Here is a 15,794-nt window from a genome sequence, read left to right on the forward strand (position 1 = left end):
ATCATATGCAATACAATATGCCTATTTATCTATGCGTGTTTCTTCCGGCTGTTTTGGGCGGATATTATCTGACACCAAAAAAATACCGCTGGGCGGTTCTATTATTGGCAAGCTTTGCGTTTTATTTAATAACGGGCGGAGCGCTTATAGTATTCATTCTCGCGTCTTCACTCTTTATATATGCTGCAGGACTTTGGCTTGAGAGAATAAACCAAAAATACGCCGGTATCATTGCAGATTCAGATAAAACACAAAGAAAAGCAATAAAACAGAAAATGAACCGTGAGAAAAAGATTGTCACAGGAATATCGGCTTCTATACTTATAGGAGTTCTGCTTTTCTTGAAATACTTCAACTTTTTCGGCTCCAATATAAACGGACTGATAAATAATCTGTTTGGTCTAACCCCTATTCCTACGCTTTCCCTAATGCTGCCCCTAGGTGTATCATTTTACACTCTTCAGGCAGTCAGCTATATAACAGACGTATACAGAGGCACTGTCAAGGCTGATAAAAACCCATTCAGAGTTTGTTTGTTCTTAACGTTTTTCCCCCAGCTAATCGAGGGGCCGATTTGCAGATACAGTCAGACTGCCGAAAGTTTGTACAACGGAAACGACTATGATTCCAAAAACATAGTTTCCGGATTCCAGCTGATAATTTGGGGTCTGTTTAAAAAAATAATAATAGCCGACAGACTCAACGTGCTGGTTAATCAAGTGTTTTCTAATTATTCAAATTACGGCGGAGCTATAATAGCTATATCAGTGCTATGCTATACAATTCAGCTCTACTGCGATTTTTCAGGCTGTATGGATATTGTGCGCGGTTCGGGAGAACTGTTTGGAATTATAATACCTAAGAATTTTGAACGCCCGTTTTTTTCCGGCAGTGTTTCCGAGTTCTGGAGAAGGTGGCATATCTCGCTGGGAACATGGTTTAAAGACTACTTATTCTACCCTGTTTCCCTGTCGTCTCCTGTCAAGAAACTTGGCAAGTTTTCAAGAAACCACTTCGGCAACCGTGCCGGAAAACTTATACCGGCAGTCTGCGCTTTATTTCTCGTTTGGTTCAGCACCGGTCTGTGGCACGGCGCCAGCTGGAAATACGCTGCATACGGACTGTATTATTTTATCCTTATAAGCTTAGGAATGGTTTTAGAACCGGAAATTAATAAAATAAAAAACAGCCTGAATATAAAAAAAGAAAGCAAACTATATAAAGCATTTCAAATTTTCAGAACTTTTGTCCTGGTCAATTTTGGAATGCTGATATTCAGGGCAGATAATCTTCAAGTCTGTATAAATATGTTTACAAAACTATTTACAGACTTTAATCCGGCTCAGGTTTTGAGTTTCTTTAGCATTAATCTAAAAGTTGATATTAACGATATATTTATATTAATCATATCCTGCACAGTTCTGCTGACTATGGAAATTTTAAGAGAGCGCGGACTGGATATTAGAAAAAAACTGTCTGAAAAACCAACGGCTGCACGCTGGGCGGTTTATTATGCCTGTGTGCTGGCAATCATAATTTTCGGCGCGTATGGCTGGGGATATTCACCCTCTGCGCTGATGTACGCCTCATATTAAAACGACTGGAGAAATAAAATGAAATGGTTTAGACGTATACTATTTGCCTTAATCCTCATTATACTGCTTTGTCTTGCCGCATACGTGGTGTCTCCAAAAAGCAATGCCGGTGAAATGGGAATCCATTTAACAGACGCGGACGATATATATGCTGAGTGCAAAAACACCTTAGATATTTTCGCAGTTGGAAACAGCAACCTTTTTGCCGCAATGACGCCCATGCAGCTATGGGAAGACTATGGCTATACCTCATATGCAGCGGGTGAGTCCAATCAAATGATTTACCGCTCATATTTTCTGCTGAAATCATTGATAGACAAGCATAAACCTAAACTGTGTATTTTAGAAACGGACGTTGTTTTTCAATACCGTTCGACCGCAAGCGACCTGCAAAGTATAATAAGCGAATACATAAGTGAGGATTTTCCGCTGTTTGAATATCACAACCGCTGGAAAAAACTCACTGAAAGGGATTTCACAACAGTACCCTCCCATAACCGCCCCAATGTTTTAAAGGGTTACGAATACGTCACTTATTCCAATCCATACACCGGGGGAGAATATATGAATGAAACAGAAAATATTGAATCCTTTCATAAAATACAAAAGTTCTTTTTAGACAAAATAACAGAGTTATGCAAAGAAAATGATATTGAGCTTTTATTGATTGACGTGCCGTCCTCTAAAAGCTGGAGTTATGAAAAACATAACGCAATACAAGATTATGCGGATGAAAACGGCTTAAAATTCATAGACTTTAACATAAACAGAGACAGTTTTGGCATAGACTGGAACACCGACACCCGGGACGGCGGCTGGCATATGAACCACAGCGGCGCAGTAAAAGTTACGGAATACTTAGGGAAATTTTTAGATGAGAACTATCATCTGCCCGACCACAGGGGAGAAAACGGATTTGAGCAATGGGCAAACGATCTTGCAGAATATAAAAAAACAATAGGTGAATAGTTTATTTATTATATAATATTTATAGGTTAAGCTCATAAATATTATATAAAATAAAAACAAATATTAATAATATAAAACCATAAAAATACGGATTGACAAAAATATTGTCAATCCGTTTATTTTTAAATTTTATCTCAGCCGGAATATAACAAACCAATCCCGTCCCGATTTAAGGATTAATACGTCCAATATCCCTCGGGAATGCGGTAACTGTCCTTATATTATCCACTCCCAGCAGCTTCATCGCCAGTCTCTCAAGACCTATACCCAATCCACCGTGAGGCGGCATACCATACTTATGCATCATTAAAAAGTCTGAGAACTCTTCAGGGTTCATTCCTCTGGACTTAATTTTGTCAAGCTGCATTTGGTAATCATGTATCCTCTGACCGCCTGTGGTTACCTCGGCTCCATTCAAAAGCAGGTCAAAACTTAACGTATATTTTGGATTTTCAGGGTCGTCCATAGCATAGAAAGGACGCTTTTTGGAAGGGTAATGAGTAACAAAAACCAGCGGCGAGCCATATGTTTCCATTACATACTCACCTATCAGACGTTCTTCCTCCGGTTCCAAATCATTAGGGTTTCTGAATTCCCTATTATATTTTTCAGCAATGATCTCTTTTATCTCCATAAACTTAAACTGCGGAATGTCAGGAATTTCAGAAAGCTCCACTCCAAGCTCCTTAAGCTCCGGAGAGTAATTCGTCTTAAGATAGTCAAACATATACTTCATAAACCTTGCTTCAACAGCCATAATATCTTCAAAAGAGTCAATAAATCCCATTTCAAAATCAAGACCCTCAAATTCATTTATATGTCTTGATGTGCTGTGCTTCTCAGCTCTGAAAACAGGCGCTACGGTATATACTTTCTTAAACACTCCAACCATCATTTGTTTATACATCTGTGGGCTCTGATTGAGCAATGCTTTTTCACCGAAATAGTCAACCTCAAACATATCGGCTCCGCCTTCCGCTCCTGCGGAAACGATTTTAGGCGGAACAAACTCAGTAAATCCCTCTCCGTGCATAAATGACCTAAAGGCGTTTATGATACCGTCAACTATTTTGAGCGCGGCGCGTTCGTGTGGATTTCTCAGTGACAACGGTCTGTAATCCAGCTTTATGTCCACATTGCAGTCCAGCTTCTTCTTATTTATAACAATAGGCATATTTTCGGCAGGAGATGACAAAACCTCTATACTATTGATATGAATCTCAAAACCAAGCGCGCTCCTGTCGTCCTTTTTAATCGTTCCGGTCAGCCTTACGCTGTCCTCTTCTTTAAAGTCCGCAATCGGCTTATCACTGTCTGACGGTTCATAAACACACTGAACCAAATTTCTCTGTGTTCTCAAAACAAAAAACGCAAAGCTTTTCATAGCGCGGATACGGTGAATCATTCCCTCTATTTCAACGGTATCCCCGTCCTTAACGGTTCCTTTTTCAAATCCGTCAATAACGGTCTCAATATCATATTTTCCAGTGTAACGGCTCAAATCAATCATTTCCATAAAATATAACCCTTTCTATTCCTAAAAATATCCTTTGTATTCTATCATACAATATTTTCTATGTCAAGCCCGTATAATACCGTATCATCTTGGAATATCCCCTTATGTTCTACTCCTTATAAAACTGTTGCGGCTATCTACATTTTGTGCTATAATTACTATATTAATACATTATTTATTATTGAAATTTGGATAAATTTTACTTATTTCTACATTTGGGGGAAAACTATGATATACATAGATTTTGACAGAGACAGCTCCGAACCGCTGTATATACAGGCGTTCAACCAGCTTGCCAAAAAAATTAACCACAACGAAATTAAGGGAGGGACGCGTCTGCCATCAAGCAGACAAATGTCTAAGCAGATGAACGTCTCGGTTAACACTATCACAAATGCCTATAATCTCCTTGTCCAATACGGATATATATCATCTGAAGAGCGATCCGGATACTATGTTAACGATATAACAAAAACTGATGAAAATGTGCCCGAGCGCAAATGGCACAGCGACACTCCGTACACTTATAACTTCAGCAGGAACGGTTCCGACCTTTCGGTTCCGGCAAGCCTAAAAAAATCATATAAATACTGTCTCAAGAATTTTATTGAGGACGCATTCTCCTATCCCGACTATACAGGAACATATGATTTAAGAAAACAAATAAGCCTTATGCTCAACAAAACTCTGGACATAAACTGCAGTCCGCTCCAGGTTATTGTCGGGTCGGGTCTCGAAACCCTCCTCGACTCTCTGTTTCGTATAATGGGAAATGATATGGTGTTTGGTCTTGAAAACCCGGCTTATTATAGAATAGCCAGATATATGAGACTCGGCGGACGCAGGCTGTCATATCTCAACATAGAGACAGACGGACCTACACAAAAATCGTTAAACAATTTTAACGCTGATATTTTATTTTTAATGCCGTTTCATCATTATCCAATGTATTATACAATGTCAAAAGAGCAGAAACGGATGATTCTCGATTGGGCAGGAAAAGACAGATACATAATCGAGTATGGTTACGACATGGATTTTGTATATAAAAATCAGTCAAAACCGCTCTTTTCGATGAGCCAAAATAAAAACGTGATTTTTGCCGGAGACTTTCAGCGGAGTATAGCACCCAACATCAGCACAGCTTACTTAATCCTGCCGGAACATCTTGTCAATCTTTGGCAGAAAGAATATTATACCTATCATTCTTACGTCTCAAAAGCCGAGCAAGAGTTTATAGCCGAGATAATTAAAAACGGAAGTTATTATACCAACCTAAAACGGCTCAGAAAACAATATCAAAACAAACAGGAACATTTGGTTTCCTGCCTTTGCAAGCACCCGCTGGGTCAAAAAATAGAAATAAAAAACACGGACGCAGGCACCACAATATTAATGGTGCCAAAGCCCGATATATCCGAGGAGAATTTGATTGTCTCAGCTCATAAAAAAGGGGTAAAGTTATCCTATATAAAAAATGCGCTGGAACAGGAAAACCCGAAAGTTCCTCTTAAAACATTTATTCTTGGATTCGGAGAGCTTTCAATACCAGAAATAGAGGCTGGCGCAAAACTGCTAATGGACACATGGACGCCGCTCCTAAACGGTACTTTATAACCCAAACCATTTTTGAATTGACTTCATAACCCCGTTCTCATCATTGGACGGGGCTATATGTTTAGCCGCCTTTTTCAAATCTTCATGCGCATTTGCCATCGCAAAACTTTCACCGCATTCAAACATCATCTCGTAATCATTCAGATAGTCTCCAAAACACATGCATTCGGACTTATCCCAGCCGCATATTTCACGAACCTTTTTAATTGCAGAGCCTTTTGATACTCCAATCTTCATCACATCAACCCATTCTCTGCCGGACAGGATTATCTGAGCAGATTCAGGGTATTCAGGGAGCTTTTTATAAATATTCTCATATGCGTCGTTTGGAGTATATACTGCAACCTTCAGTATATTCTTTGTATCACAATAATCAGTAAGGTCGGGCACAAATTCCAGTCTCCTAAAATACTGACCGACCTCAACAGGCTTATAACCGCCGACAGAACTTTCCATATACGCGCAGTCTTCACAGCACAATATGGGGTAAACACTCGGCAATTTTCTCGTTCTTTTTATAACATCCAAAGCAACGGCTCCCGAAAGACAGTCACGGACGATTACCTCACCATCCTTAATGACAAACGCGCCGTTTTCGGCTATATACATAAAATTTCTGCTGATAGGCTCAAACTGTTCAAGAACCTTATAATACTGTCTTCCGCTGGCCGGGGCAAAGGTTACTCCAATTTTATTCAGGCGTTCAACTGTCGCACGCAAATCCCGAGGAAGCTCTTTGGATGAATTAAGTAAAGTCCCGTCAAGGTCGCAGGCAATAAACTTTATCATATATCACACACTCCGAGTTTGTTTATTTTCATCAATAGTATATCCCTATAACACGTTTATACCACAGCTGTTATCATGCTGTCAAGGAAATAACTTCTGAAAATAAACTGCCCGAAACAGATTTTTTTGTGTGTTTTATTTTCGTTAAACTCTTTAATCCACTATTCCCTCGCCCAGCTTTGAAATGGCCTTTTTCTCTATCCTGGAAATATAAGACCTGGATATTCCGAGCATTTTGGCAATCTCGCGCTGAGTGAGACATTTTCCGTCTATCAGTCCATATCTCAGAGTGATTATCTTGCGTTCTCTCGGCGTAAGGTTATATTTAATGTTTTTATATAAAGTCTTTATTCTGTCGCCCGACTGCATCTCTTCAAAAATATCCTCGTCGTCATTTTCTATAACGTCCATAAGCATAATGGCGTTGCCCTCTTTATCAGTACCGATAGAGTCGTTGAGAGACACGTCATTTTGGTTCTTCTTCCTGCTTCTTAACATCATAAGTATCTCATTTGCTATACTAACGCTGCGGCTCTGAAAATATCGGATAAAGTACAAGCACATCAGCATATATTATTAGAAAGTTTAAAAAACTATCCGATTTTAGCGGATATAATTTAATCCATCATTTCAAACGCAAAAAATTTTGCTTTATAATTATATTTTAGGAGTGATTTTTATGAACATAATTGTTCATACTCCAAAAGATAAGACTGAAAAAGAAGCACTTATGAAACGCGTCGCCGCCGCGCACGCAGAATATATTTTGAAATATATTGAAAAACTCGACATTTCAGCTGAACAGAAATCAGCATTGATTGATATAATAATAAGGCGGAATAATTAAATATGTTAAAAATTTCAATGATTTGCTGGATCCGCAGAATTATATAATATTGTGACTGGAAGCGCGAGTTATTGTCGGAATAGGAATCTGCGGAGTTCTGATGGTACGCGGAATTGTCTCGGTCGACTTTATATTAAAATTCAAATACGGCGTGTCAACCGAGTAATATATGGACGACTTTCTATTCCAGCTGGAAGGCGGTTTCAAAATAGACCTGTTTATATTCAGCTTTGAGTATATTCCCAGTTTGGTGACATACGGTACAAGCGTATATAAAGACGTTAAACCCGATATAGCTTCACTGAAAAGCAACGGCCATAACTGAGAGATATACCTGTCATAGATAAACAACGCCAGCGACTTCTGTATAATGAACATAACTAAGGACGTTAACACTATATAAAAAATGGATATATACCAAAGCGCAGAATCAAACTCGCCGTCTTGGTATAAGCAGTCCGCGGAACAGCTTGGAATGAGCGAAGAAGAATATTCCGAAACCATGTTTGACAGACTGGCAAACAGCAGGTTTACCGGAGAACCAACCAACTTCTCAGAAAATGAGTATATTGATATGAATATTGGCGTCTATCAGCTCTATAACAATAATAACAAGGCTATGTATCTGCTTTAGCCGGACAACGGCACAGGCGAAAAAGGTGATACCTCACAGGAACTGTACGGAGCAACATTTGAGAAAAACGTTTCCGAAAACTCCGAAACTGACGAGAAATACAGCGGTTGGAGCGACGCGGTTAAAATTACAAATTTCGGTCATGTAATAGATGAGTTCTCTGCTGTATTCGGTTCAAATCAGGAAATTTTCCTATGCGCCAAAATGTTCAACCAAAAAAATAGATATGGGCACTCTCTCCGTCCCATATAATTTTATCAACAATAGTTCTGACAACTTCCCTTCTTTCACGTACCTCTATTAATTTAATCACTGATTCCCATACAGTTAACGTATCCGTTATATAATTGACATCAACACTTTTTTTATTTTCAGATGTTTTAATAAGTTCATAAAGTCGCTTTTTTAATAACTCATTTTCTGCGTGAAGTTCTTCAATTTTTTTAATAATATACTTATCCGCCACAGTCTTTTCCAGCTCTGTGAGATTTTCTACCAAAGAAGCAATTTTTCTATTATTTACATTTAACCCCTCATTTAGTTCTTCAATCTCCGTATTGCTTTCTCTGCCGTCGCTGAATGTTTTTTTAGCCTTATTAAGTATATAATAAAGCTCTTTTTTATCCTCCTCAAGTTTTGAAATCTCCTTAATAACCTCAGCATCAAGCTCGTTTCCTGCCGGATTTGAAACCGAACACTCGCTTCGCCTGCTCTTTTCTTTCATCTCACAAAGATATGAAAATTTTTTCTCTCCATCCTTATAAAATGAATTATATATTTTAGGCCGCATATAATGTCCGCAGTCACCGCAGTATAAAAGACCGGAAAGCAAAGCGGTATTATTTTTAGGTTTTCGGTATGCTTTCACGGAATTGCGCTCTAAACATTCCTGCACCTGTTTCCACTCTTTTCCCGATACTACGCCTTTGTGCCTGCCCGTTGTGATAATCCACTCTTTTATATCCCTGATTTTATTAGTCTTTCCCTTCTTCTGTAAAGTCTTATTATATGCCATAACGCCGCAATTTCCGTCAAAATCTGATTTTTCAGCAAATATTTCAGCACCCAAAACGCTGAGATATTCCCAGGCATCACTATCAGCTATCATATACACCGGGTTTCTTAGTATTCCTTTAATTGAAAACCTTGAAAAATCTTTTCCTTTTCTTGTTTTAATGTGATTTTGTATCATATAGGTTTCGACTGCTGTTAGACTTTCTGATTCCAAAAACTTTTCAAAAATCTTTTTTACGGCTGTCATTTCAGATTCTTCTATCTTCAGCATACATGAGCTTCTTTTTTTACCGTCAACAGTAATAGTTTGAACCTGAACCGACCTATACCCTGTCGGAGTATTTCCTCCCAGCCATCTTCCCGTCTTAGCCAACTCGTGCATATTGTCGCGTATTCTCTCAGCTATTGTCTCACGCTCAAGCTGCGAAAATACTGAGGCAATATACATCATTGCACGTCCCAAAGACGAATCGGTATCAAACTTTTCTTTGATAGATTCAAACGAAATGCCTAGTTCTCCAAGCCGGTCAATCAACTTAGCAAAGTCTCCGATATTACGGCTTATCCTGTCTAGACGGTAACAAATAAGGACATTAAATTTTTTCTCCGACGCGTCATCCATCATCTTTTTAAACTGCGGACGGTCAGTGTTGCCCCCCGAAAACCCCTCGTCTTCATAAATAAATATATTTTTTTCGGAAGCATTTGGATAATTCAAATTTATATATCTTCTGCACAGTTCAATCTGATTTTCAATACTCTCGCCTTTTCCGGTAAAACGTGATTTTCTGGAGTAGACAGCAAAACGCTTATTTTCGTCATTCATTCTGTCATCGGCCTCTCATGGGATTTTAACTATATAATATATAATATTTCTGCTCAAAACTGATTATACCAATCCGCATAACGAATACTGTTTAAAATAAAAAACACGGATAAATCCGTGTACGATTTTAATATATATTTTTTATTTCATATTATATAGTGTGAATATATTTTATTAATATTATAGGGTGTTAACAACAATCAAGTATACTAATAACTTGAATACAAAATGTATAAAAATCACGCCATATGAGATGCACAGTCATTGTATATATGGAGAGTAGACAAAAACTTTAAAATAATTTTAAGATCATATATATTAAAAATGCAGTTTTGTCATCACATTCAGGTGAGTGTTAGCCGCAATAGTTTTTTATCTTAAACCTACAATATCAATAATTTTAATACTCGAACATAATTTGTATATTCAAATAATAATTTGAACACGCAATGTATCCGTAGTTTGTCGTATAAGTAGCGCAGTTGTGGAAAAGTTTTTATAAAATCGATTATAGCAAACTGTTTTAAGTATGTTCACGCTACGCGTGATATGGCAGCTCACCTAACGAGGCGTGCAAGCACGCCCTGCCGCAGTTCACAAAGAACCCCCCTTAATTTTCCGTCTAGTTTTCTGTTGACTTTTCGAATTGTTGAATAATAAAACAAATGTATTAAATTACACATTCCTTTCAGGTGTGGTCATAATGTAATTCATTGACATTGTAGGTTTAAAATAAATAGCTGGTGCGCCTTACACTCACCTGAAGGTGAGGTCACTGTCATTGTAGGTTTAAAATAAATAGCTATTGCGGCTTACACTCACCTAAAAGGTGAGGTCGCGGACATTGCAGTTTTTAAATAAATAGATATTACGCCTTACACTCAACTGAAGGTAAGGTCACAGTCACAGTTCTAACGATTCTAACTAAAAAACATAAAGTTTTGTTTAGTTTGAAATTTTTATTTTATGTGATTTATGCAAACTTATCCATACAAATTAGAACTGCCGAATTTGCGTATATTATGTAATATTTTTTCACTCAATATAAACTAACTTCCAACAGAAATATTTCAATTATTGTTTTCTGATAAAATGTTCTCACAATAATCTTTTAGTTTGGGTATATCATCAGTCACAGTTTCCCACAGCACCTCATTATCCAGTTCACCATAATTATGGGCAGCTATATTGCGTATTGATCTTATATCCTTCCATGGCATTTTATTATACTTTTTCTTTGTTTCTTCCGTCAGTTTTCCAACCAATTCACCTATCTGAAGTATACACATTGCTATCGCATTTTTTGCAATAAAATCACTCTCAAACATCTCAAAATCTAAATTCATTTTTTCTATTGTCCATTCTATCTCATCCGCATACCTTATCATCTTTTTTAAAATAGTCAAATCTCTATCGTTCATATATAATTACCTCATCTTTTACTCCGTCCTTTATAAGTGAGTTTTCCAATGCTTCATAAGTCAGAACATCAACGTGCGTTCCAAAAAGTTCCTCCAAATCATTAACTAGACCGCAGAAAGCAAAATACCCTTTCAAATCACCTTTTTTTATAATTAAGTCAATATCACTGGTCACTTTCGGCTCTCCTTTGGCGTAAGAACCAAATAAAGCGACCTTCTCCAAACCATACCGCTTAGCCACCGGAACAGCAATCGCTTTTATTTCTTCAATAGTATAAGTCCTGTTCATATACATACCCCTCTTTACAAAATTCTTTCACTTATATTATATCAAACCAATTATTAAAAATCAAAATGTTTTGATTTTATAATATTTGTTATACAAACTATTTCGGTATCAAGCTTTGTTATATTATATCTCTTATTTAAGACATCAAATAAATATAAGCTTTTATTGATATCAAAATAAAATCTGCAAAAAATTAACCAGTTTAATTCTTTACATAATCCTCTTACAAATTTTTCCATGTTGATATGTGTGGGAAAAAAATAGGTGCTATACTATCACCATGGAATAAGTATAAACAGCAATAAACGCCCCAACATATAATATTTTTGCGTTAAATGTGCTTCATAATACTGTAAGCGCTGCCTGCCGTCACAACAGCAGCGCTTTTTCCATGCAACAAAAGCATCCAATTGATGTTTTTTATTAAAGGCGCCTAAAAAAATTTTTGGAGGTGGTAAAAATCATTTTAGAATCGGAAAGTACATCATATGTAAACGCAAGCACTGCCGAGGCAATTAAAGATACATTGCAGTCCAAATTTGAAAATATTCAAGTATCTCTAAACTTAGAAGATATTGATAATTCAAAAGAACATTTTATAGTGGAACAATTTATATCAAGCCTAAGCAAAGACAGGAAAAAAGTGTATATTAAAAACGAGTTATTTCTCATACAGTATTTCCTTCCTGAGGGTACAGCTGACAGAAATCAAAAGTATATACAAACAGGTGACAGTTTGTATGAATACTTAGAAAATATACCTTTCAGCAATTCAGTTCTGCATGGAAATAGTATGCACTATAAAATTTCAGACGGCAAACTTGTTTTCAGTATCATGTACACACAGAGACTGGTCCTTCAAGAAACATCCAGTCCTCTTATGGGTAAGTTATATCAGAAAGATAACATAAGGGTATGAGAAAATGTATAATTTTTCAAACAGTTATATCAGCCGCACAGGATTTTTGCCTATACGCCTTATCCGGCTCACGGTAAGCGCGTCGCTTTAATATATTTAGTGAGCCGGAAAGGTGTGGTAATAAATATGAAAAAAGATAGCGGCAGCCCGCAAAAAACAAATTCCATAAAATACTTTAAAAACGAAATTTTAAGTTCCGTTCATGGGATAAAAAGAGATGTTTTAAAGCTTAGTCTAGATGACAAAAAGAAATATACCATATCAGAAGCGGAAAAAATTTATTCAGAAACATTAAATAACTTATAAGGAGAGATGTATTAATGGCAGGAGGAACATTTTTAACTAAAAACAAAGTGAGACCGGGAGCTTATGTTAACATAGCTGCCGAAGCAAAAACGTCCGGAAGCATTTCAGACAGAGGTATCGTCGTATTGCCTATGGATATTGATTGGGGTGCAAAACTTACAGTAATTAATTCCGGTGACAATACGTTCAGCACGCTTGGGTATGACATATCGGATCCAAAAATGCTGCTGGTTCGCGAAGCTTTGAAAAATGCTTCTAAAGTATATGTATACCGCATGAATTCAGGTAAGGATGACACAGAAAAAGCAAAAGCAATTATCCGCGGCATCACTGCAACAGCCAAGTATTTTGGAGAATTGGGCAATGCAATCACCATAGAAGTTCTAGAAGAATTGAAAGGTGAAGAATCAACCGGTTATTATAATGTTAAAACAAGTGTTGGAAGTAAATTGGTTGATTCACAGAGAATAAAGACTGTAAATGATTTATCCGCTAATGATTGGGTAACATTCAGCGGCGCTCTGGCAGATGAACCGGCAGCTGAAAGTATTAAACTGACAGGAGGAAAAAACGGAACAGTTGACAGCTATGCAGATTTTATGGAATATATACAAACCCTTAATTTCAATACTGCCGCATTCCCTATAAATGAGGAAGACGCAGCAAAAATATTGCCTTTGGTAAAAGAATACATTGAACGCCTGCGTGAAGATGAAGGTATCAAGGTTCAGGCGGTTGTTCCATATTTTGAATCTGTCGGCGGAATGAATTATGAGGGAATAATCCAAGTATACAATGGCTTTATAATGGCTGACGGCACTGAAATTGATAAGGTAAAAGCAACCGCCTGGGTTGCCGGAACAGCCGCAGGAGCTGCTGTTAATGAGTCAAATACCTATAAGAAATATGACGGAGCGCTTGAAGCTTCTCCATTGCTGTTAAATTCCGAAATAATTGAGTTGATTGGTCAGGGCATGTGGTTATTTACCGGTTCTGACGGCAATGTCAGGGTTGAAACAGATATAAACAGCTTTACTGAATTTTCAGCAGTCAAACCGCGCGGATTTTCAAAAAATCGCGTTATCAGAGTTATTGACAGTATCGGAAACGATATTAAAGATATATTTGAAAGCATGTATATCGGCAAAGTTGACAACAGCGAACAGGGCAGAAACCTCTTTAAGAAGGAAGTGCTACAGTATTTTGAGACAATGCAAAATATAAATGCAATTCAAAATTTTGATCCTGACTCTGATGTAATTGTAGAGCAGGGAGACGAATTAGACCAGGTTATATGCGATTGTTACATTCAGCCTGTAGACAGCATGGAAAAACTATACATGTCAGTGACTTTGTCAATATAATTTCAAAACACAAAATAAACATTGAGGAGGACTAATTATGTCATATTTAAAAGCACAAGATACTATTAGCGGAAAAGAAGGTAAGGCAGTAGCAACCATTGACGGAAACGTGGAAGATATGTTCTACATCAAAAAAATTGAAGCAAATGTAGAAAAGACCAAATCGGAAATAAAAACTCTGGGCAGGCGCGGAACACAGCACAAGGCAACGGGATGGAGCGGCACCGGAAGTATGACTATCTATTATATTACCACAAACTTCAGAAAGCTAATGACCAGCTATATGCAAAACGGTGTAGATACCTATTTCGATATACTGGTCACAAATGAAGACCCGGCATCAGACGCTGGCTCTCAGACAATAGTTTTAGAGGGCGTTAATCTTGATAAAGTCATAATGGCAAAGCTTGATACTGAATCAGACATATTGGATGAAGAGGTAAGCTTTACGTTTGAAAACGTCAGAGTGTTAGACAGCTTTAAAGAGCCTGCATTAGGATAATTTTGAATTAGGACGGGGCTTATGTCCCGTCCTTTAATATTTTATATTTACAAGGAGGATACAGTACAAATATGAGCGAGTTACAAGATTTTTTAAACAGTATGAGCAGTGATATAACAGACGATGTTGCCGTTTCTGAAAGATTTGTTGATAAAAAGGGGAATTTATTGAAATTCAAAATTAAATCAATGAGTTATGATGATTATGAATCCGCAAGAATTCAGGCAACCATAATGCCAAAAAGGAAAAATGAACAAATAAGATTCGACAGCAAAATATTTAACGATAAAATCATTATTAACAATGTTATCGACCCAAACTTTAAAGATGCTGAAAGCATTAAGAAAAAAGGATGCGCAACTCCCGAACAATATTTGCATGAAACATTATTGCCCGGAGAGATTAACGAACTGGCAAACAAAATATCTGCTTTAAGCGGATTTGACAAAGATTTTGATGAAGAAATAAACGAGGCAAAAAACTAATAAAGGGGGGCGATTGGGAAGCAAATTATGCCTATTATGCCCTCCATAAATTTAATTGGGAACCAAGCAAGTTTATTAATCTTCCTATAAAAGAAAAGATATTTGTGATAGCTTGTATAGATTTAAGAATAAAAGAAGAGAAAAAAGAAAGTAAAAACGTAAAAACATAAAACTCCTAAAGTATATACTTTTTACGGGATATATGGCAAAATATAGCATATAGTTGTAATTTTTTACAATTTTATGCTTTTTTTATACATAAAATTAGGAGGAATCAAAATGCGAAATTACCAACCAAAAAAGAACAACCCATACATACTACCGTCAAATTTATATATGCGTATGCTATATTTAGTTAGAGACTATAACCGCTTAAAAGAAGAATATGCAAACATTATACACGAAATGCCGCACAACGATGGTATGCCAAAAGGAAATATGACCGGAGACCCCACTCTTGAAAAAGTTTTAAAAACCGAATCCATAAGCAGAGAAGTTGGAGCAGTTGAACAAGCTTTATACCAAGTACCTCAGGAATATAGAAAAGGCGTGTTCGATAATATATGCTACGGAGATAAATTTCCAATTATAGCAGGTGAGGCAACGTATAGAAGATGGCGGTGCAGATTTATATATTATATTGCAAAAAACCTAAATCAAATTTGATAAAAATTTAGATACTCATAATCAGCAGCAAATAT

The 15,794-nt window shown here is 37.0% G+C and carries 18 protein-coding genes; 12 read left to right on the forward strand and 6 right to left on the reverse strand.

Annotated features, from left to right (window positions below; translation table 11 throughout):
* Window positions 1-5 precede the first annotated feature (5 nt).
* Window positions 6-1,595: an MBOAT family O-acyltransferase gene (locus B9O19_RS03180; RefSeq protein WP_102365060.1), complete on the forward strand. Its 1,590-nt coding sequence runs from the start codon at window positions 6-8 to the stop codon at window positions 1,593-1,595.
* Window positions 1,596-1,613: 18 nt separating this feature from the next.
* Window positions 1,614-2,564: a hypothetical protein gene (locus B9O19_RS03185; protein WP_102365061.1), complete on the forward strand. Its 951-nt coding sequence runs from the start codon at window positions 1,614-1,616 to the stop codon at window positions 2,562-2,564.
* Window positions 2,565-2,733: 169 nt separating this feature from the next.
* Here B9O19_RS03185 and aspS read toward each other — a convergent pair whose 3' ends face one another.
* Entirely contained in the window at window positions 2,734-4,080 is a 1,347-nt protein-coding gene (gene aspS, locus B9O19_RS03190; protein ID WP_102365062.1) for an aspartate--tRNA(Asn) ligase, read from the reverse strand.
* A gap of 228 nt (window positions 4,081-4,308) precedes the next feature.
* Between aspS and pdxR the strand changes: the two genes are divergently transcribed.
* Entirely contained in the window at window positions 4,309-5,697 is a 1,389-nt protein-coding gene (gene pdxR, locus B9O19_RS03195; protein ID WP_158648901.1) for a MocR-like pyridoxine biosynthesis transcription factor PdxR, read from the forward strand.
* Here pdxR and B9O19_RS03200 read toward each other — a convergent pair.
* Entirely contained in the window at window positions 5,692-6,486 is a 795-nt protein-coding gene (locus B9O19_RS03200; RefSeq protein ID WP_102365064.1) for an HAD family hydrolase, read from the reverse strand. The two genes, pdxR and B9O19_RS03200, sit on opposite strands and share 6 nt — an antisense overlap.
* A 153-nt stretch (window positions 6,487-6,639) precedes the next feature.
* Window positions 6,640-7,056, reverse strand: coding sequence for a sigma-70 family RNA polymerase sigma factor (locus tag B9O19_RS03205; RefSeq protein WP_330400552.1), 417 nt, complete (start codon window positions 7,054-7,056; stop codon window positions 6,640-6,642).
* 109 nt (window positions 7,057-7,165) lie between these two features.
* Here B9O19_RS03205 and B9O19_RS11615 point away from each other — a divergent pair, with 109 nt between their 5' ends.
* The 3 genes from B9O19_RS11615 (at window position 7,166) to B9O19_RS03215 (ending at window position 7,967) form a co-directional block, all read left to right on the forward strand.
* The gene (locus B9O19_RS11615; RefSeq protein WP_158648902.1) at window positions 7,166-7,333 is read left to right on the forward strand and encodes a hypothetical protein; all 168 of its coding nucleotides are present in this window, start codon (window positions 7,166-7,168) and stop codon (window positions 7,331-7,333) included.
* A gap of 169 nt (window positions 7,334-7,502) precedes the next feature.
* Window positions 7,503-7,658, forward strand: coding sequence for a hypothetical protein (locus B9O19_RS11620; RefSeq protein ID WP_158648903.1), 156 nt, complete (start codon window positions 7,503-7,505; stop codon window positions 7,656-7,658).
* 81 nt (window positions 7,659-7,739) lie between these two features.
* Window positions 7,740-7,967: a hypothetical protein gene (locus tag B9O19_RS03215; RefSeq protein ID WP_102365067.1), complete on the forward strand. Its 228-nt coding sequence runs from the start codon at window positions 7,740-7,742 to the stop codon at window positions 7,965-7,967.
* Between the two features lie 208 nt (window positions 7,968-8,175).
* On the opposite strand, the gene B9O19_RS03220 is transcribed toward B9O19_RS03215, so the two are convergent.
* The 3 genes from B9O19_RS03220 to B9O19_RS03230 all read right to left on the reverse strand — a co-directional run bounded on the left by B9O19_RS03220 (window position 8,176) and on the right by B9O19_RS03230 (window position 11,517).
* Window positions 8,176-9,807 (reverse strand): recombinase family protein, encoded by a 1,632-nt coding sequence (locus tag B9O19_RS03220; RefSeq protein ID WP_102365068.1) that lies wholly within the window; start codon window positions 9,805-9,807, stop codon window positions 8,176-8,178.
* 1,070 nt (window positions 9,808-10,877) lie between these two features.
* Complete coding sequence (locus B9O19_RS03225) at window positions 10,878-11,228, reverse strand: HepT-like ribonuclease domain-containing protein (protein ID WP_102365069.1); 351 nt, start codon at window positions 11,226-11,228, stop codon at window positions 10,878-10,880.
* Window positions 11,218-11,517: a nucleotidyltransferase family protein gene (locus tag B9O19_RS03230; protein ID WP_102365070.1), complete on the reverse strand. Its 300-nt coding sequence runs from the start codon at window positions 11,515-11,517 to the stop codon at window positions 11,218-11,220. The genes B9O19_RS03225 and B9O19_RS03230 overlap by 11 nt, the downstream gene beginning before the upstream one ends.
* Before the next feature lie 451 nt (window positions 11,518-11,968).
* Here B9O19_RS03230 and B9O19_RS03240 point away from each other — a divergent pair, with 451 nt between their 5' ends.
* The 6 genes from B9O19_RS03240 (at window position 11,969) to B9O19_RS03265 (ending at window position 15,759) form a co-directional block, all read left to right on the forward strand.
* Window positions 11,969-12,436 carry a phage tail terminator family protein gene (locus tag B9O19_RS03240; protein WP_330007151.1) on the forward strand — a complete coding sequence of 156 codons (468 nt, stop codon included), beginning with the start codon at window positions 11,969-11,971 and terminating at the stop codon, window positions 12,434-12,436.
* 126 nt (window positions 12,437-12,562) lie between these two features.
* A complete protein-coding gene (locus tag B9O19_RS03245) occupies window positions 12,563-12,742 on the forward strand; it encodes a hypothetical protein (protein ID WP_102365073.1) in 180 nt (59 codons plus the stop codon).
* Window positions 12,743-12,756: 14 nt separating this feature from the next.
* The gene (locus B9O19_RS03250; RefSeq protein ID WP_102365074.1) at window positions 12,757-14,106 is read left to right on the forward strand and encodes a phage tail sheath C-terminal domain-containing protein; all 1,350 of its coding nucleotides are present in this window, start codon (window positions 12,757-12,759) and stop codon (window positions 14,104-14,106) included.
* A gap of 37 nt (window positions 14,107-14,143) precedes the next feature.
* Window positions 14,144-14,608, forward strand: coding sequence for a phage tail tube protein (locus B9O19_RS03255; RefSeq protein ID WP_102365075.1), 465 nt, complete (start codon window positions 14,144-14,146; stop codon window positions 14,606-14,608).
* 71 nt (window positions 14,609-14,679) lie between these two features.
* The gene (locus tag B9O19_RS03260) at window positions 14,680-15,093 is read left to right on the forward strand and encodes a phage tail assembly chaperone (protein ID WP_102365076.1); all 414 of its coding nucleotides are present in this window, start codon (window positions 14,680-14,682) and stop codon (window positions 15,091-15,093) included.
* A gap of 279 nt (window positions 15,094-15,372) precedes the next feature.
* Window positions 15,373-15,759 (forward strand): hypothetical protein, encoded by a 387-nt coding sequence (locus B9O19_RS03265; protein ID WP_102365077.1) that lies wholly within the window; start codon window positions 15,373-15,375, stop codon window positions 15,757-15,759.
* Window positions 15,760-15,794 lie beyond the last annotated feature (35 nt).

The organism is Monoglobus pectinilyticus (genome assembly GCF_002874775.1).
GTDB lineage: Bacteria > Bacillota > Clostridia > Monoglobales > Monoglobaceae > Monoglobus > Monoglobus pectinilyticus.